The organism is Serratia sp. LSHTC3, assembly GCF_057197125.1.
The window spans coordinates 47,744-65,205 of record NZ_JBXUNP010000005.1 but is presented as its reverse complement, the minus strand read 5'-3'; the positions used below and the strand labels follow the sequence as shown (position 1 = coordinate 65,205).

Below are 17,462 nucleotides of genomic sequence, written 5' to 3'. Positions count from 1 at the left end.
TTTTATGAAAAAAACCGGCTGTTATAGGCAGTAAGCATAGCGATTATTTCCCGCAGTAACGAAAAATCATCCGGTTGTCATCATCATTGCGCCGGGACAGCCGCCGCCGCGGCCTTTATAATCATCGCCATTATCTTTACATCCGGGAGTGTCATGCGCCTGATCCACACCTCTGACTGGCACCTTGGCCAGTACTTTTTCACCAAAAGCCGCGCCGCCGAGCACCAGGCTTTTCTGAACTGGCTGATCGAACAGGTAGATCAGCAGCAGGTGGATGCGCTGATCGTCGCCGGAGATCTGTTCGATACCGGCTCGCCGCCCAGCTATGCCCGCGAGCTGTACAACCGCTTCGTGGTGGAACTGCAGCGCACCGGCTGCCAGCTGGTGGTGCTGGGCGGCAACCACGATTCGGTCGCGACGCTGAACGAATCGCGTGAACTGCTTTCCTGCCTGAACACCACGGTGATCGCCAGCGCGCAGGGCGCCCCGGAACAGCAGATCGTGGTGCTTAACCAACGCGACGGCCAGCCGGGCGCGGTGCTGTGCGCCATCCCGTTCCTGCGGCCGCGCGATCTGCTCACCAGCCGCGCCGGCGAATCCGGCGCGCAGAAACAGCAGGCGTTGCAGGAAGCCATCGCCGAACATTACCAAACGCTGTATCAGGCGGCCTGCGAGCGCCGCGACCAGTTGGGCCTGCCACTGCCGATCGTCGCCACCGGCCACCTGACCACCGTCGGCGTTACCACCTCCGACTCGGTGCGCGACATCTATATCGGCACCCTCGACGCCTTCCCGGCGCAGGCCTTCCCCCCCGCCGACTATATCGCGCTGGGCCACATTCACCGCGCGCAGAACGTCGCCAAATCGGAGCATATTCGCTATAGCGGCTCGCCGATCCCGCTGAGCTTCGATGAGCTGGGCAAAGCCAAAAGCGTCTTCCTGGTGGATTTCGCCGACGGCGCTTTGCAGCAGGTAGAAACGTTAACGATCCCGCAGTTTCAGCCCATGCAACTGATCAAAGGCGATCTGGCCGAGATCGAACGGCAGCTGCGGCAATTTGCCGACTATGCCGGCGAGCTGCCGGTGTGGCTGGATATCGAAGTGGCGACGCAGGGCTACCTCAGCGACATCCAGCGCCGCATCCAGCTGATGGCGGATGCGCTGCCGGTGGAAGTGGTGCTGCTGCGGCGCAGCAAAGAGCAGCGCCGCCAGGCGATCGCACAGCAGGATAAGGAAACGCTCAACGAGCTGAGCGTCAACGAGGTGTTCGAACGCAGGTTGGCGCAGGAGGCCGACATGCCCGAAGCGCGCCAACGGCGGATGCACCAACTGTTCCGCCAGGTGGTCGAGGCGGTGCAGCACAACCCTGAAGAGAGCAACCCATGAAAATCCTCAGCCTGCGGTTAAAAAACCTCAACTCGCTGCAGGGCGAATGGAAAATTGACTTCACCGCCGAGCCGTTCGCCAGCAACGGTCTGTTCGCCATTACCGGCCCGACCGGCGCGGGCAAAACCACCCTGCTGGACGCCATTTGCCTGGCGCTGTACCACCAGACGCCGCGTCTCAACGTCACGCCAAGCCAGAATGAACTGATGACCCGCCACACCGCCGAATCGCTGGCGGAGGTCGAGTTCGAGGTCAAGGGCATCGGCTATCGCGCCTTCTGGAGCCAGCGCCGCGCCAAAAACGCGCCGGACGGCAATCTGCAGGCGCCGAAGGTCGAACTGGCACGCCGCGAGGACGGCAAGATCCTGGCGGACAAGGTGCGCGACAAGCTGGAGCTTACCGCCGCCATCACCGGGCTGGACTTTGGCCGCTTCACCAAATCGATGATGCTGTCTCAGGGGCAGTTCGCCGCCTTCCTCAACGCCGACGCCAACGATCGCGCCGAGCTGCTGGAAGAGCTGACCGGCACCGAAATCTACGGGCGGTTGTCCGAACAGGTGTTCGAGTCGCACAAGCAGGCCAAAACCGACCTGGATGCGTTGCACCAACGCGCCAGCGGCATCGAACTGCTGAACGACGAGCAGCGCCAGTCTCTGACCGAACAGCTGGCGGCGCTGAGCGCGCAGGAAATCGCTCTCGGCGAACAAACCCAGCGCCAGCAACAGGCGCTGAGCTGGCTGCAGCAATGGCAACGCCTCCGGCAACAGCAAAGCGAGGGGCAATTGCGGCTGGACACCGCCCAGCGCGAGCAGGCGGAGGCCGCCCCGCAGCTGCAGCGGCTGGCGCTCAGCGAGCCGGCCGAGAAATTGCGGCCGCTGCGCGGTGAACGCGATCGCTGCCGCGCCGAGCTGCAGACGATACAACAGCAGGCAGCCCATCTGACGCAACAGCAGGAACAGCAGTCGGCGCAGTTGACCCCGCTGCAGCAGGCGGTGGAGAAAACCCGCCAGGCGCAGCAAGCGCATGCCGAACACATGCGGCAACAGCAACAACTGATCGACGAGCAGGTCGCCCCGCTCGACCATCAAATAACCCAACTGCAGTCGACACAGGCCGAGCGGCGACAGGCCGGCGATGCCGCCGCACAGCAGTGCGCCCAGCAGCAGACCGCGCTGGAGCAGCTCACCGCTCAGCGCAGCCAACTGACGAGGCAGGCCGCACAGCATCAGCAGCAGTTGAACACGCTGACCGAAGCGCTGGCCGTTCAACAGCAACAGCAGCAGGCGCTGGAGGCGCAAACGCCGCTGGCCCCGCTGCGCCAGCGCCTGGGCGTCCTGGCGGATCTGCGCCCGACGCGCCAGCAGCTGTTTACTCTCGCTTCTTTATCGCAGCAAATCGTTAAACGGCTGGAACAACAGCGGCAAGAGCTAAACAGCGGTCAACATGAACTTACCCAGTTGGAACCACAGCTAGAACTCATCCGTCAGCGATTTAAGCAGCAGAAAGCCCACCAGGCCGATGTTGAAAAAACCTATGCGCTGGAACAACGGATCGTGGGTCTGGAGGCCGAGCGCGCCCGTTTGCAACCCGGCGCCCCCTGCCCGCTGTGCGGCTCATGCGAGCACCCGGCGGTAGAACAATACCAAGAGGTAAAACTGTCAGAAACCGCGCAACGTCTGGAGCAAATGAAAGTCCAGACCGAAGCATTGCAAAAACAAGGCGTCGAGCTGCGAGCCCGTTACGACAACCTGCAACAGCAATTGCAGCGTCAGCAGCAAACCATCGCGCAGGATGAACAACAGCTGGCCGGCCAACAGCAGCAGTGGCGGCAGCTCAGCGCGCCGCTGGCGTTCGACTTTACGCTGGCGGATGGCGAGCAACTCAGCGCCTGGCTTAGTTGCTGCGACGACGAAGAACGGCGCGGGCAACAGGCGCTGCAGCAGCATGAACAGGCGGCGCAGGCGGTACAGCAAGCGAAGGATGCGCTCATCGCTCTGCAAACGCAGCAGCAGCAGACGCAGCAACAGCTGGCGTTGCTCGAAGAACGCTTTACGCTGCTGCAGAAAGCCCACGCCGACAGCCTGCAACAGCAGCAAGAGCTGCAACAACGCTGGCAAGAAGGCGAGAAGACCCTTGCCGAACGACGCGCGCAGCGGCTGACGCTGTTCGGCGAACAGCAGGTCGCCGAGGTGCGCGAACAGCTGCGCGCCAAACAAACCGCCTGTGAACAGGCCAGTTTGCAGGCCGCCGAGCAGTGGCAAAAGGCGCAGGAACTGCGCGAGCGCCTGGCCGGCCAGCAGGCCGGGCTGCAACAACAACACACCCAGATGCAGGAGCGGCTGCAGCAGGCGCAGCAGCAGTGGCAGCAGGCGCTGGCCGACAGCGAATTCGCCGATGAAACCGCCTTCGCCGCCGCGCTGCTGGACGATGTCCTGCGCCGCGAATTGCAGCAGCGCAAAGAGCAGTTGCAACAGCGGCAGGTAGAAGCCACCGCCCTGCTGACACAGGCGACGCAAACGCTGGAGCAGCACCGGCAGAACCGCCCTGAAGGGCTGGATGAAGCCAACGCGGATCTCGATGCGCTCACCCAATCGCTGGCCGAACTGGCACAGCAGTTGAAAACGTTGCAGCTGCGTCAGGGCGAACTGCGCAATCAGCTGGAAAGCGACGCCGCCCGCCGCCTCAATCAGCAGGCGCTGTTCGAGCAAATCGCCCGCAGCCAGCAAGACTACGACGACTGGAGCTACCTCAACCAGCTGATCGGCTCGAAAGAAGGCGACAAGTTCCGCCGCTTCGCTCAGGGGCTGACGCTCGATCATCTGGTTTACCTGGCCAACAATCAGCTCGGCCGGCTGCACGGGCGCTATCTGCTGCAGCGCAAGACCAGCGACGCGCTGGAACTGCAGGTGGTCGACACCTGGCAGGCGGACGCGCTGCGCGATACCCGCACCCTGTCCGGCGGCGAGAGTTTCCTGGTCAGCCTGGCGCTGGCGCTGGCGTTGTCCGATCTGGTCAGCCACAAAACCAGCATCGACTCGCTGTTCCTCGACGAAGGTTTCGGCACGCTGGATGCCGAAACCCTCGATACCGCGCTGGACGCGCTGGACAGTCTGAACGCCTCCGGCAAAACCATTGGCGTGATCAGTCACGTCGAGGCGATGAAAGAGCGTATTCCGGTGCAGATCAAAGTGAAAAAGGTCAACGGGCTCGGCGTCAGCCGGTTGGAGGCGCACTTCAGGCTGGAATGATCCCGCGGCTTGCGGCGCAGAAGTGTGACCGCGGCGGCACTCCGCGGTGAAAAGCGTTGAGCCGCGGCGGGCACGGGTTATTATGCCAGCATAACAGGATTGTTACTGTATCCCCTCCGCCGCTCAGGCCGCAGGACAGAAACATAAAATACAGGCAAAACCTGACGCCCGGGATCGCTTCCGGGCGTCAGGTTTTTTCGTTTTCAGGATGCTGAAACACCGGGAAAAACCATGAAAATCGCTAAGATACTCAATAATAACGTGGTGATTACGCTGGACGACCGTCAGGCAGAGACGGTGGTGATGGGAAAAGGAATCGGCTTTAAAAAGAAGCCCGGCGATACGCTGGACGAAAGCCTGATCGAAAAGGTGTTCACCCATAACGGCGGTGAAATCGCCGAGCGCTATAAAGAGCTGCTCGCCGAGATCCCATTGGCCTGCGTCACCACTGCCGACAGGATCATCACCCTCGCCCGTGAACGCCTGCCGGGCAAGTTGCATAACATCGTCTACATCACGCTGACCGATCACATCCATTTCGCCCTGCAGCGCCATGCGCAAGGGCTGGATATCAAAAATGCGCTGCTGTGGGAGATTAAAAAACTCTACCCGGCCGAATTCGCCGTCGGGCTGGAGGCGCTGGCTCTGATCGCCCAGCGGCTGGATACCGCGCTGCCGGAGGACGAAGCCGGATTTATCGCCCTGCACCTGGTCAACGCCCAGCTTAACGACGAGATGCACAACACGCTGCACATTACCCGCGTGATGCAAGAGATCCTCAACCTGGTCAAATACCATTTCCGCTTTGATTACAACGAGGAATCCCTGAGCTACCACCGGTTCGTCACCCACTTGAAATTTTTCGCCCAGCGCCTGCTGGGGAAAAACTATGTCGACAGCGACGACGACTCGCTGTATCAGGTGGTGAAAGAGAAGTACCGCGAGTCATTCGCCTGCGCCGGCAAGATCAACCGCCACATCGAAAAGCACTATCAACACCAGCTCACCACGGAAGAGATGATGTTCCTGACCATTCATATCGAACGGGTGCGCAGCGAAAGCGAGGAAAAGCCGGTTTAACGGCGGGCGTCCGCCACCCGCACGCCGTACTGCGGAAACACCGCGTCGGCGGAAATCAGCGTCAGCCCTTCGGCCTGCGCCTGCGCGATCAGCATGCGATCGAAAGGATCCTGATGATGGGGCGGCAGCTGCCCGGCCTGTTGGCAATGAAAGGCGTCCATCGGCAGCGACAGAAAATCTTCGGCCTCGATGATCGCAAAGATGTCTTCCGGCAACGCCAGCTTGCCCAGCGCCTGCTTGATCGAGATCTCCCAAATGCTGGCCGCGCTGACGTACACCGCATTGCCCGGATCGGCGATCTGCCTTTTGGCGTTCGCGCCCAGGCAGGCGTCATCGATCAGCCACCACAGCAACGCGTGGGTATCCAGCAGCAGGCGCTTCATTCATCGCCCTCAAACAGCGCCGCAATGGCCGCATCCCCGGCGTTGAAATCCGCCGGCACGGTGAACCTGCCCTTGGCGGCGCCAGGGCGGCGCGCTTCCCCCTTGATGGCGACCAGCTGTACGTACGGCTTCCCTGCTTTTGCAATAATCACGGTTTCTCCCTCTGCGGCTCTGTCCGCCAGTTGGCTCAGATTGGATTTGGCTTCGTGCATATTGGCCTGAATCGGCATACGCGTCCTCCTTAGCTAAGTTAGCTAAAGCATAAATCGCCGTCCAGTTTTTGTACAGTGAAGGTTTTAAAGCGCGAGCAGCCTCGCGCTTTGTTGCAACGCTTAGCGCTGCTGTTGCGGCCACAGCCAGGCCGCACCGCGCACGCCGCTGGAATCGCCGTGAACCGCCTTGCGGATCGGCGTTTCACACTCGCCGCCGAACACCCAGCCTTTCACCAGTTGCGGCACCGTGCGATACAGACGATCCACGTTGCTCATGCCGCCGCCGAGCACTACCACGTCCGGATCCAGCATGTTGATCACGTGCGCCAGCGATTTCGCCAATCGCATTTCGTAGCGGCCAATCGCCTGCTCCGCCAACGCATCGCCCCGCTCGCTCAGCGCCATGATCTCATGCCCTTGCAGCGCATTGCCGCTCAGGCGCGCATAGTCGGTGGCGAAACCGGTGCCAGAAATAAAGGTTTCGATGCAGCCCGGCTTGCCGCAGTAGCACGGCACTTCGCGGGCGTAGCGCAGCTCATCGTCATCCTGCCACGGCAGCGGATTGTGCCCCCATTCGCCGGCGATGCCGTTGCCGCCGGCATGCGCCTGGCCGTTCAGCGCCACGCCGGCGCCGCAGCCGGTGCCGATGATGACCGCAAACACGGTTTTCGCGCCGGCGCCGGCGCCATCGGTGGCTTCCGACACCGCCAGGCAGTTGGCGTCGTTGGCGATGCGCACCTCGCGCGCCAGCAAGGCCGACAGATCCTTATCCAGCGGCTGACCGTTGAGCCACACCGAGTTGGCGTTCTTTACTCGCCCGGTAAACGGCGACAGCGTGCCGGGAATGCCGATCCCGACCGATCCTCGTTCGCCGGTATGATCCTCCGCCAGTTTCACCAGCCCGGCGATCGCCGCCAGGGTTTGCCGGTAGTCATGGCGCGGCGTGGCGATGCGATGGCGAAACAGCTCCCGCCCGTCATTCGCCAACGCGATCACTTCAATTTTCGTTCCACCCAAGTCGATGCCAATGCGCACGTATTTTTTCTCCTCGATGCCGCGCAGCGTTGTCACAGCCTAATGTAAGCGCGCGAATGAATCACCTGTTTCCCATTCTCCGTCCCGTCCTTCCCTGGTGCGCAAAGCGACGCAATTCGGAGAGAATGGGGCGATTTTTCAGCGTCAATTCGTTATCATGCCGCCCTGCTTTTGACGAATCAGCGTGCCGAACGCACGCCCAGCCAGGGATAACATTATGCTGTGGTTTAAGAATTTGATGGTTTACCGTTTGAGCCGCGAAGTGGCGTTAAACGCGGATGAAATGGAAAAACAACTCAGCGCGTTCGCCTTCACGCCGTGCGGCAGCCAGGACATGGCGAAGACCGGCTGGGTCTCCCCGATGGGCTCGCACAGCGATGCGCTGACGCACGCGGTCAACGGCCAGATCGTCATCTGCGCGCGCAAGGAAGAGAAAATCCTGCCGTCGCCGGTGATCAAGCAAGAGCTGCAGGCCAAGATTGAGCGCCTGGAGGCGGAGCAACACCGCAAACTGAAGAAAACCGAGAAGGACGCGCTGAAGGATGAAGTGCTGCACAGCCTGCTGCCGCGCGCGTTCAGCCGCTTCAACCAGACCTTCATGTGGATAGACACCGTCAACGATCTGATCATGGTCGACGCAGCCAGCGCTAAACGCGCCGAAGACACGCTGGCGCTGCTGCGTAAAAGCCTCGGCTCGCTGCCGGTGGTGCCGCTGACCATGGAAAGCCCGATCGAACTGACGCTGACCGAATGGGTGCGTTCCGGTGAGATGCCGGCCGGCTTCGCCATTCAGGATGAAGCGGAACTGAAAGCGATTCTGGAAGAAGGCGGCGTGATCCGCTGCAAGAAGCAGAATCTGATCAGCGACGAAATCGCGGTGCACATCGAAGCCGGCAAGCTGGTGACCAAGCTGGCGGTGGATTGGCAGGAGCGCATCCAGCTGATGCTGTCGGACGACGGTTCGCTCAAGCGCCTGAAGTTCGCCGACACGCTGCGCGAACAGAACGACGACATCGATCGCGATGACTTCGCCCAGCGCTTTGACGCCGACTTTATCCTGATGACCAGCGAGCTGGCGGCGTTGATCAAAAACACCATCGAAGCGCTCGGCGGCGAAGCCCAGCGTTAATCCCGCCGCAGAAACGACCAGGGCCCAGCCTTCGCTGAGCCCTGCGTTCCCCTAACGAGCAACGTTTATTTGCTCAGGTAGCGGCACAGATAGGCGGTGGCGTCGGCCACCTGCAGGTTGAACTCGCTGTGCCCCGGCACGAAGAACTTCTCGCCCGGCGTAAACACTTGCCAGTCCGGCGCTCCCGGCAGCAGCACTTTCAGCGCCCCGGTGATCACCGTCATTTCTTCCGGCTGCGCGGTGGAGAAGGTGTATTCGCCCTCTTCCATCACACCCACGCTGGTAAGACCGATGCTGCTACTGTCAAAACCGATAGACTTCACTTTTCCGGCAAAATACTCATTCACTTTCAGCATAGACTGGCACCCGCGTAATCATCTTGATGGAAAATCCATATTGGGGGATTGCGGTTGATCTGTCACTGGTTTTTCGCGCGAAATGCGATCGCGGCGCAGAGTAAAACGCTACAGGCCCTCTCGCCGACAGTCAGGGCTGCTGAAGCCCGGGGCGCCTCACGGGCGCAAAACGCCCGTAGTCGCGTCGAGCGCAGATTTATGGCTATTTGAATCAGTCGATTAACTCTGCGGCCAGCTTGGCGACCAGTACGTTCGACAGCAGCACCGGTACCGACAGACGCGCCTGCAGAAAAGCGCGGTGACGCTGGTGATAACCGATACAATCGAGCACCACCACCTCCGCCCCCTGCCGCAGCAGGGTGCAAGCCGCCTGCTCCAGCGCAGCGTCATCCGCCAGATAGGGGCTGGCGACGGCATAGCTCGGCGGCGCCGCCAGCTGCCGCCATTTGCGCGCCTGCTGCCCAACCTGTTCAGCCACCGGCACCACGATGCCGACACGGTGTGTGCCGACGATCGCAGAGATCAACGGCGGGATAATGCGATCCGGTTCCAGCAACAGCACCCGTTCCGCCTGCAATCGACCGAATTCGCCGGTGCATAGCAACAGAATCACCTCGCATCCCGTCGCTTCCAGTTCGCGGATCTTCTCCTGCAACCCGCTTTCGACGCGAGCGGCGCCGAGCGTCACCTGCGTACCGTCCAAAAGACGCGACACCAGCAGCTTGTCGCCCTGTTGCGGTGCATAACGCTCGGCGATCTGCCCGATATCCAGGCCGTCCAGCAAACCGACGTGCCTCACTCGCTCCGCCGGCAGATAAGCAGACAGCAGCGGCATGATATCGCTGCGCGGCGCCTGACCGATGGTCAGCGTGGCGAATGAAGCCGTCATGGGTCTATCTCCTTTTTTGCAGGTGGCTCAGACTGCCGTACAGCGCCAGCAGCCGGTCGTATTCGGTGGCATCATAGAACCGGCAGGTACCGCGGCCGAATTCTTTGGCGACTTCCACCGCGAATTTGACCGCCAACGCGATGTCCGTTTCGTGGCTGGCTCCGGTACCGCAGCCCGGCACCACTGATTCGCTGCAGATCGCCACGCCGACCACCGGCGCTGCAGTAGCGGTCGAGGGCTGCAAGATGCTGTTGAGGTGATGTACACCGTTGCCGTAAGGGGTGATGTCCTGCGTGGTGATCGGGAAAGTCACCGCCGGCCGGCCGCTGGTCATCTCCATGATGCGCAGCAGATCTTCCGCCACCCGCAGGATGTACCCCTCTTTCACCGTCGGCGACAGCGCATAGCCTTTATGATTGATGATGCGGTTGCCTTTGGTGGTGTCGATCGACAGGATGGCGTCAGCCTCCGGCACCACTTCGTTATCGTTCATCGTCACGTCATCGATCGGTGAATCCATAAAATCAACCGGATCGTGCGGCCGGGTCGGCGCGTTCGGGCAAATATGGGTGGTGACGATCACATCGCCCGGCAGCATGTCGCCCTTGCGCTGCATCTCCGCCAACTTCAGCGCGGCGGCAATGGCGGCGATCGCGCCGTCGCCGTCGGACACCAGCCCGATTCGCGTCGGCCGCGCGCCAATGCCGCCCAGGCGGCCGATAATGCCCAGCGTCGGCGCCGCACCACCGCCGAATTTTCCTGCACTGCCGGGGATCTCGATACGCACGAAATCGGTGCCGCCCTTCGGCCCCTCGGCGCGCAAGGTGCTGGCCCGGATCGCCGGGTAAGACGCAAACAGGTCGACGACGTCTTGGCCGCTGACGAATGCGCTATCAATCAATTCAAAAACCTGCAGCGTTTGTTGCAAACTCATGGTCGTTTTACCTCACCAATGTCATCGGCAGGAGCTATTTGCCCTTGCTGGAAAAAATCGAGCTGAAGAAGTTGTAGAGCGCATCGCCGGCGATAAATCCGGCCGCCATAATCTCCATCGGCGTGCGGCCACGATCCCCCCAACGTCGCAGGATCGCCACACGCAGCGCGATGCCGACCAGCACCGCCCACCCGGCCAAGGCGTTGTTGATCAGCAGGCCGGTTGCCAGAAGCACGCCGAGCTGGCGTTTAGGGCCGCCGACCAGCTGCACCAAGGCGCCGGGGATCGCCCAGATCAACAGACTCCAGGCGATGCCCGGCTGCGCGCCGGCCTCGATGGTTTTGGCGTAAACGCGCGCGACCGGCGGGATCAGATCCTGCAGGAAATAGCTGTGGTAAGAGAGGTAAACCACCGGAATGGCGATGATGAAAGCGATCAACGCCGCAAACAGCTGAATGCGACGCCCCAGCAGCTCTTGCTGCAGATCCTCACCGTAGCCGCGCAGGATGAAGCCGGCTTTCAAATCAAAGCCCATGTCGGCGAAGGCCGGCCCGGTGGCGGCGGTAAAACCGGTCAGGATGCATAGCGCCAGCGGTGGGAAACCGATCAGGATACCGACTATCAGGGTGATCAACGCCACCGCGAACGCGGGAAACCAGCCGGAGTGCATGGCAGCGATACCGACGATCAACTCATGAACGAAAGCGGCAAACGCCGCGTAAATCACGAACAGCGCCAACATCGGCAGCGACATCTCGCTAAACAGCCCGCCGACCAGGGCCAAAAAAGCGGCGATGACGATATAGCCGACCGCGCCCAGACCGAGCGCTTTGCTTACGGCGCTGTCGGGTTGGGTATAACCGGCGCTATCAGCGCGGCGGCTGCGGATCACCTGCGCGACCTGGATCAGCGCCACCAGGCCAGCGCCAACCATCACGCCGTGCGGAATAAAATGGGCGTTAATATCGAATCCGGCCACCGGCTCGGCGTAGGCCCGCAGCAATAGCCCGACGCCGAACATGCTCAGCGCCCAGATATTGCCGATAAAGGCGGTGCCGAAAGCCGCCATGGGGATCTTGAGCATTGATCCAGCGATGCCCACCACTACGCCCACCACCAGGAGCCAGGCCTGCTTGCCGCCGCGATCGCCGGCTTTAATCGCCTCTGCGGCGGCGACGCCCGGCGGCCAGGCATTGGCGGCGGGGAACACTTTGGTATCGAACAGACGATAAAGCAGATAGGCGTCGAGCAGCATCGCCGCCGCCACGCCGCAGAACATCGGTAAAATAAGCTGCGGTTGCCCCATCACGTAAGGCACCGCAATCGGCATCAGCAGACAGTTGGCTGCACCGAAAGTGGCGGAGGAGATCACCGTTTGCGCCAGGTTCTGGGTATGCACCGAACGATAGCGTTGGAACATCTGTAGCGGGATGCGCGCCAACAGCATGGCGATCAGCGCGCCGATGATCGAAGTGTTGGGCGTCACGCCCAGCGTGGTGATCAGTTGAACGCCGATGATCGCCCCCATCACCGAAAGTAGCGCCATGACCAACAGCGTGCCGGCCGCTTTTAGCGGATTATTTGATTTCATGCTTGGTTTCCCTGAATATTCCCTGCCGCATGACGGAAATAACGCCAGGCGATAGCTCGCCGCAGCAGTTCCATTATTTGGAACTGTTGGCGTCATAACGTGATTATTTTCTTATTCAGCCTGCCTATTTCTTAACAATAAAATACGGTGGAATATAATTAATGAGCCCCCTGGTGTCGGCACTCGTTAATTATGATGTAACATGATAGCTCCGGCGCGTTATTTGATCTGCTGCCAATAATCATCGCCATATTTTTCCGCCAGTTGGCGGCTGACTGCGATTAATTCGGCCAGGACTTCCGGTACGAACGGCTGTTCCTCGCCCTGCGAAGGGAAGGACAGACACAGTCCCACCGTCTCGCTGCCGTGCTTGTTCACCAGCGCGGTCGCCAGCGAACTGATGCTGTTCAAAGTTTCATTCCGCGCCAGCGACCATCCCTGGCGCCTCACCTGCTGTAACTTCTGCAACAGCGCATCCAGCGTTTGCGGCGCATTGGGCGAAGCCGCCCGGTAACCGCCGGCATAACGCGCTCGAACCTGTTCGTCGCTTTCACGCGCCAGTATCGCCCTGCCGACCGAGGTTTCCGCCGCCGGTGAACGGTAACCCGCCGGAGTGACCACCTGCAAAAAGTGGCGGCCGGGAAACATGCGCATCACCATGATCTCCTGCCCCTCCAATACCGAAAGGTAGCCGGTACACGCCGTCTGGCGGCACAGCTGCGCCATACTGGCCGCCAGGCTGTCCACCAGCGGCATCGACAGATAGTGGCTGGATACCGCCAGCAACAGCGCGCCGATGCGGTAACGCCGGCTATCGGGATCGCGCTCCAGCATGCCCTGATTTTCCATGGTCTGCAGCAGGCGCGACACCGTGCTTTTCGGCAGCGCCAATTGATCCACCACGTCGCTGAATGCTATACCCGGCTGGCCATGCATCACGCGTTGTTGAGAAAAGAGTTTTAATACCGCAGCGGCATTTTCCAGCGTTGTCATGATCCGCCTTGTTCCACTATATGGAACTCAGTTCCTGTTTTATAATTAAAAACTAAAACCCGAACTCCACAGCGTCAAGCTGTTTATTTTTTATCAGCAGAAAAATAAAAGGCATTCGTGCTTTTTAAATTAAAATATCGCGCAGAACGCCAACTTCGTCACGTTGATTAAAATAACGATACGCTTTGAAAATAATGAATAGCAGGACAAGCTGCTGAAAAATGGTTTTGTTCGGGGGATATCTCGTCGCGACTCAAAAACCCGCGCCGCGCAAACTGAAATCGATCGGCAGCGTCAATTCCACCGTGCCGTTGACGTAGGCGTCCGACGGCGGCGTGGGCAGCGGCGAAGCGCGTTTGACCAGCGCCTGGATTTCACGATCCAGCGACGGTAGCCCGGCGCTGCTGACCAGCGTCACCGCCAGCACGTGGCCCTGTCTGTCCAACGTGAAACGCACCTGCCCGACGCCCTGGCGCTTCAGCCGCAGTGCGTCTTTGGGGTAACGCTTAAAGCGATTCAGGCGGCCGCTGATGCGGCTGCGCCAGTTGTCCTCCCCCGCCTGAGCATAGGGCGTCAGGCGGGTTTGCGGCGCGGCCGTTTTATCCGCGCGGCCCGGCGGCGGCGCGCCGACGCTTTGTTCCTGAACCTTCGGCGGCGCGATGATTCTCTCGTGCGGCGGCGTGCGGGGCAGGTTGTTTTTCTTCACCGGCTTAGGTGGTTTTTTCTGTTTCAGCGGCACGGCGATGTTCGGCTGCGCGGCGTCAGGCGCTTTCACTAGCGGCAACGGCTCCGGCGGCGCCGGCGGTTCAACCTGAGGCGGCGGCGTCCTTTGTCCCGGCGGTTGTTTCGCCTCGGCCGGGGCCTGCGGCGCGGCGGCCATCAGCACCATCACCGCCGGCGGCGGCACCCACGGCGGCTCGGCCTTGTATCTCCAGGACCAAAACAGCGCGGCAACCAGCAGATGCAGCGCCAGCACCAACACCAGACAACGGCGCCAGGGCATGGCGGTGCCGGGCGCGGCGAAAGGCAGCGGCGAAACCGACATGCTCACTCTTCCGTCAGCGCCAAATGGAGGCGATCGGTCAGCGGTTTGAACAGATAGTTCATCATCGAACGCTCACCGGTGCGGATGAAGCCTTCGACCGGCATCCCCGGGCGGATCTCCAACCCGCTCAAGCGTTGCAATCCTTCTTCGCTGACCTTGGCGCGCACGCTGTAATAAGGCGCGCCGCTTTTCTCGTCGGTCAGGCGATCGGCCCCGACCAGCGTCACTTCACCCTCGACGCGCGGCGTGGTGCTTTGGTTGAACGCCGAGAACAACAGTTCGACCGGCAGTCCCACCTGCACCTTGTCGATCAGTTCGACCGGAATACGCGCCTCCACCTGCAGCCCGCGATCGCTGGGCACGATCTCCATCAGTTGCTGACCGGCGCCGATCACGCCGCCTTCGGTGAACACGCTCAACCCCACCACGGTGCCCGCCACCGGCGCTTTCACCTGCGTATGCCCCAGATCGGCCTCCGCCTTGGCCAGGCGGTTATCCAGCTCGTCCAGCTTCATCCGCACCTCGGCCAGCTGGCTGCTGACCTCTTTTTGATACTCCTCCCGCCGCTGGATCGCCCGCAGTTTCAGCTCCAGGATCTGGCGCCCCAGACGGCCGATATTGCCGCTGTCCTCGGATGCCTGGCCGTCGATCTGCGCATGCTGCCCCTCCAGATCCAGCAGCCGATTGCGCGCCACATACCCTTGCGCCGCCAGCTTGCGCATGCCGCCCAGTTGCTCCTGCAGCATGGCCTTTTGCCGTTGCTTGCTGGCGTAAGACTGCCGAACCCCTTCCAACATCGCCTGCGATCCGGCGATGCTTTCCGCGATCGCCGCCAGCTCGCTCTGCAGCGCCGCACGGCGGCTGGTGAGCAGCTGTTGCTGCAGCAGCATCAGTGACATCACCTCCGGCTCTTCTCGCCGCGCTTGCAGCGATGGCGGGAAAGCGATCGCTTGCAGACCGTCGCGCTCGGCTTGCAGCCGCGCCTGCTGCGCGGCGTTGCTCAACTGCTGGCTGCGCAGCGCATCGCGCTGGGTGCGGCTGTCGACGGTATCCATCAACAACAGCACCTGCCCGGCGCTGACCCGGTCGCCCTCATGCACCTGAATCTGCGACACCACGCCGCCGCTCGGGTGCTGCACCGCCTTGCGGTTGCCGGCCACCACCACGCTGCCGGAAACCGGCACGCCTTTGTCCAGCGGCGCCAACAGCCCCCACAGCAGGAAACCGCCAAACCCCAACAGCACCAGCCAGCCTCCCAGCCGCAGATAACGGCCTTCGTCGAACTGCCGGGAAAGGGCGTCGATATCGCCGGGGATCACACTCTGATTGCTCATACTTTTCGTTCACCGCTGGCCGTTTTGGCGAAGTTGGCGTAATTGACGTTGAAGCCGCCGTTGCTGCGCCCGGCATTGGCCGGTGCGGCGGCGGGCGCAAAACCAGGCAGTTTTTTCAGGATGGCGTCGCTGGGGCCGAAGTGCTGTATCTGGCCGGCGCTCAGCACCAGCAATTTGTCGGTGGTCGCCAGGATCGCCGGTTTATGGGTCACCAACACGATGGTGGTGCCGCGCGCCTTCAGCGCTTCGATCGCCCGCTGCAGCGCCCCTTCCCCTTCGCGATCGAGGTTGGCGTTCGGTTCGTCCAGCACCACCAGCGCCGGAGATCCATACAGCGCGCGCGCCAGCGCCACCCGCTGACGTTGGCCGCCGGACAGGCCGCTGCCGCCTTCACCCAGCTCGGTCTCATAGCCTTTCGGTAAATGCAGGATCAGCTGATGCACGCCGGCCAGCGCCGCCGCGGCCACCACCTTCTCGGCGTCGACCTGCCCAAAGCGGGCGATGTTATCCGTCAGGGTGCCGGCGAACAGCTGGATATCCTGCGGCAAGTAGCCGATATGCGGCCCGAGTTGTTGCTTGTCCCACTGCTGAATGTCTGCACCGTCCAGCCGCACGTCGCCGCTGAGCGGCGTCAGCGCGCCAACCAGTTGGCGCATCAGCAGGGTTTTGCCGGAGCCGGACGCGCCAATCACGCCCAGCACCTCGCCGGCCTCCAGGCGAAAACTGACGCCGTGCAACACAGGCGCCGTGCCGCCTGGCGCACTGGCGGTCAACTGATTCACGGCCAATTTACCGCCGGGCGCCGGCAGCGGCAGACTCGGTATTCGTGGCGGGTTAGCGGCCAGCATCACCTCCAGCCGCTGCAGGGACTGGCGCGCCGATGACCACTGCTTCCAGGCGCCGATCAGCTGATCGATCGGCCCCAGCACCCTGCCGATCAGGATCGATCCGGCGATCATCATGCCCGGCGTAATGTCGCCGTTGACCGCCAGCAGCGCGCCGCAGCCCAACATCAGCGACTGCAGCGCCAGCCGCACGGTTTTCGACCAGGCGGTGACCGCGGCGATTTTCTCGCTGGCGCGGTTCTGCAGCAGCAGGAACTGCTGATGCTGCCGCAGCCAGCGCAGGCGCAAGTCGGTCAACATGCCCATGGCGGCGATGGCTTCGGCATTGCGCAGGTTGCCGTTGGCCTGCTGCGTGGCGCTCAGCGCGACGCGGCCGGCCTCCGCCAGCGGCGCCTGCGACACCCGCTGGTTGAGCCAGGCCAGCAGCACCAGCACGATCACCCCAGCGCTGGCCAACGCGCCAAGCCAGGGGTGGAGCAGGAAAACCACCAGCAGATAAACCGGGAACCAGGGCGCATCGAAAAAGGCGAACAGCGCATTGCCGGTGGCGAACTGGCGCAGGTTGGTCAGATCGTTCAATGCCTGCCCCGCCAGCGGGTTGCCGGTTTTCAAATTGGTTTCGAAGGCGGCGTCGTAGACTCGCTGATTGAGGCGCATATCCATCTGGGCGCCAAGGCGGATCACCACCTGGCTGCGCACCCACTCCAGCAGGCCCATAAACAGGTAAAGGCCGACCACCATCAGGGTCAGCATCGCCAGCGTCATGCGGTTGCCCGACGGCAACACGCGATCGTAGACCTGCAGCATGTACAGCGCCGGGGCCAGCATCAGCAGGTTGATCACTGCGGTAAACAGTGCAATGCCCCAAAATCCGCGCCGGTATGCGGCCAGCACGCCCATCACTTCTCCGCGCCTGACGGCGTTTTTCATGGCGTTTTCCATCGGCTAAAAACGAGAAAACGCCCGCCGGGGCACACGGCGCCGGCGGGCAAACGGCCGCGA

Annotated in this window: 15 protein-coding genes; 4 read left to right on the top strand and 11 right to left on the bottom strand. The window is 61.9% G+C overall.

The features are described 5' to 3' along the window. Positions 1 to 153: 153 nt before the first annotated feature. From sbcD to licT, 3 genes are all read left to right on the top strand, one after another. Positions 154 to 1,386: an exonuclease subunit SbcD gene (gene sbcD / locus AC2CGI_RS18615; protein ID WP_076740511.1), complete on the top strand. Its 1,233-nt coding sequence runs from the start codon at positions 154 to 156 to the stop codon at positions 1,384 to 1,386. Further along, complete coding sequence (sbcC, locus tag AC2CGI_RS18610; RefSeq protein WP_076740512.1) at positions 1,383 to 4,634, top strand: exonuclease subunit SbcC; 3,252 nt, start codon at positions 1,383 to 1,385, stop codon at positions 4,632 to 4,634. The genes sbcD and sbcC overlap by 4 nt, the downstream gene beginning before the upstream one ends. Before the next feature lie 231 nt (positions 4,635 to 4,865). Further along, a complete protein-coding gene (gene licT / locus AC2CGI_RS18605) occupies positions 4,866 to 5,714 on the top strand; it encodes a BglG family transcription antiterminator LicT (RefSeq protein ID WP_015376821.1) in 849 nt (282 codons plus the stop codon). On the opposite strand, the gene AC2CGI_RS18600 is transcribed toward licT, so the two are convergent. The 3 genes from AC2CGI_RS18600 to mak all read right to left on the bottom strand — a co-directional run bounded on the left by AC2CGI_RS18600 (position 5,711) and on the right by mak (position 7,344). After that, positions 5,711 to 6,097: a type II toxin-antitoxin system VapC family toxin gene (locus AC2CGI_RS18600; protein ID WP_015376820.1), complete on the bottom strand. Its 387-nt coding sequence runs from the start codon at positions 6,095 to 6,097 to the stop codon at positions 5,711 to 5,713. The two genes, licT and AC2CGI_RS18600, sit on opposite strands and share 4 nt — an antisense overlap. After that, positions 6,094 to 6,327 (bottom strand): type II toxin-antitoxin system Phd/YefM family antitoxin, encoded by a 234-nt coding sequence (locus AC2CGI_RS18595; RefSeq protein WP_004940455.1) that lies wholly within the window; start codon positions 6,325 to 6,327, stop codon positions 6,094 to 6,096. Before AC2CGI_RS18595 ends, AC2CGI_RS18600 begins: the two co-directional genes overlap by 4 nt. Before the next feature lie 102 nt (positions 6,328 to 6,429). Next, positions 6,430 to 7,344, bottom strand: a complete 915-nt coding sequence (mak, locus tag AC2CGI_RS18590; protein WP_031300025.1) for a fructokinase — start codon at positions 7,342 to 7,344, stop codon at positions 6,430 to 6,432. 217 nt (positions 7,345 to 7,561) lie between these two features. Here mak and rdgC point away from each other — a divergent pair, with 217 nt between their 5' ends. Beyond that, positions 7,562 to 8,473, top strand: a complete 912-nt coding sequence (rdgC, locus tag AC2CGI_RS18585; protein WP_004940461.1) for a recombination-associated protein RdgC — start codon at positions 7,562 to 7,564, stop codon at positions 8,471 to 8,473. 65 nt (positions 8,474 to 8,538) lie between these two features. Here the strand turns inward: rdgC and ppnP are convergent, their stop codons facing one another. The 8 genes from ppnP to AC2CGI_RS18545 form a co-directional block, all read right to left on the bottom strand. Next, positions 8,539 to 8,829, bottom strand: coding sequence for a pyrimidine/purine nucleoside phosphorylase (ppnP, locus tag AC2CGI_RS18580; protein ID WP_004940463.1), 291 nt, complete (start codon positions 8,827 to 8,829; stop codon positions 8,539 to 8,541). A gap of 211 nt (positions 8,830 to 9,040) precedes the next feature. Further along, complete coding sequence (locus tag AC2CGI_RS18575) at positions 9,041 to 9,718, bottom strand: AroM family protein (protein WP_004940465.1); 678 nt, start codon at positions 9,716 to 9,718, stop codon at positions 9,041 to 9,043. 4 nt (positions 9,719 to 9,722) lie between these two features. Then, positions 9,723 to 10,652, bottom strand: a complete 930-nt coding sequence (locus AC2CGI_RS18570) for a DUF1177 domain-containing protein (protein WP_076740513.1) — start codon at positions 10,650 to 10,652, stop codon at positions 9,723 to 9,725. Positions 10,653 to 10,686: 34 nt separating this feature from the next. Then, positions 10,687 to 12,243, bottom strand: a complete 1,557-nt coding sequence (locus AC2CGI_RS18565) for an OPT/YSL family transporter (RefSeq protein ID WP_044031846.1) — start codon at positions 12,241 to 12,243, stop codon at positions 10,687 to 10,689. A gap of 219 nt (positions 12,244 to 12,462) precedes the next feature. After that, positions 12,463 to 13,236: an IclR family transcriptional regulator gene (locus AC2CGI_RS18560; RefSeq protein WP_076740514.1), complete on the bottom strand. Its 774-nt coding sequence runs from the start codon at positions 13,234 to 13,236 to the stop codon at positions 12,463 to 12,465. 253 nt (positions 13,237 to 13,489) lie between these two features. Beyond that, on the bottom strand, positions 13,490 to 14,281 hold the full coding sequence (locus AC2CGI_RS18555; protein ID WP_076740515.1) for an energy transducer TonB: 792 nt from the start codon (positions 14,279 to 14,281) through the stop codon (positions 13,490 to 13,492). A 2-nt stretch (positions 14,282 to 14,283) separates the two neighbouring features. Then, positions 14,284 to 15,615, bottom strand: coding sequence for an HlyD family type I secretion periplasmic adaptor subunit (locus AC2CGI_RS18550; protein WP_015376814.1), 1,332 nt, complete (start codon positions 15,613 to 15,615; stop codon positions 14,284 to 14,286). Next, on the bottom strand, positions 15,612 to 17,390 hold the full coding sequence (locus tag AC2CGI_RS18545) for a type I secretion system permease/ATPase (protein ID WP_076740516.1): 1,779 nt from the start codon (positions 17,388 to 17,390) through the stop codon (positions 15,612 to 15,614). The genes AC2CGI_RS18550 and AC2CGI_RS18545 overlap by 4 nt, the downstream gene beginning before the upstream one ends. Positions 17,391 to 17,462 lie beyond the last annotated feature (72 nt).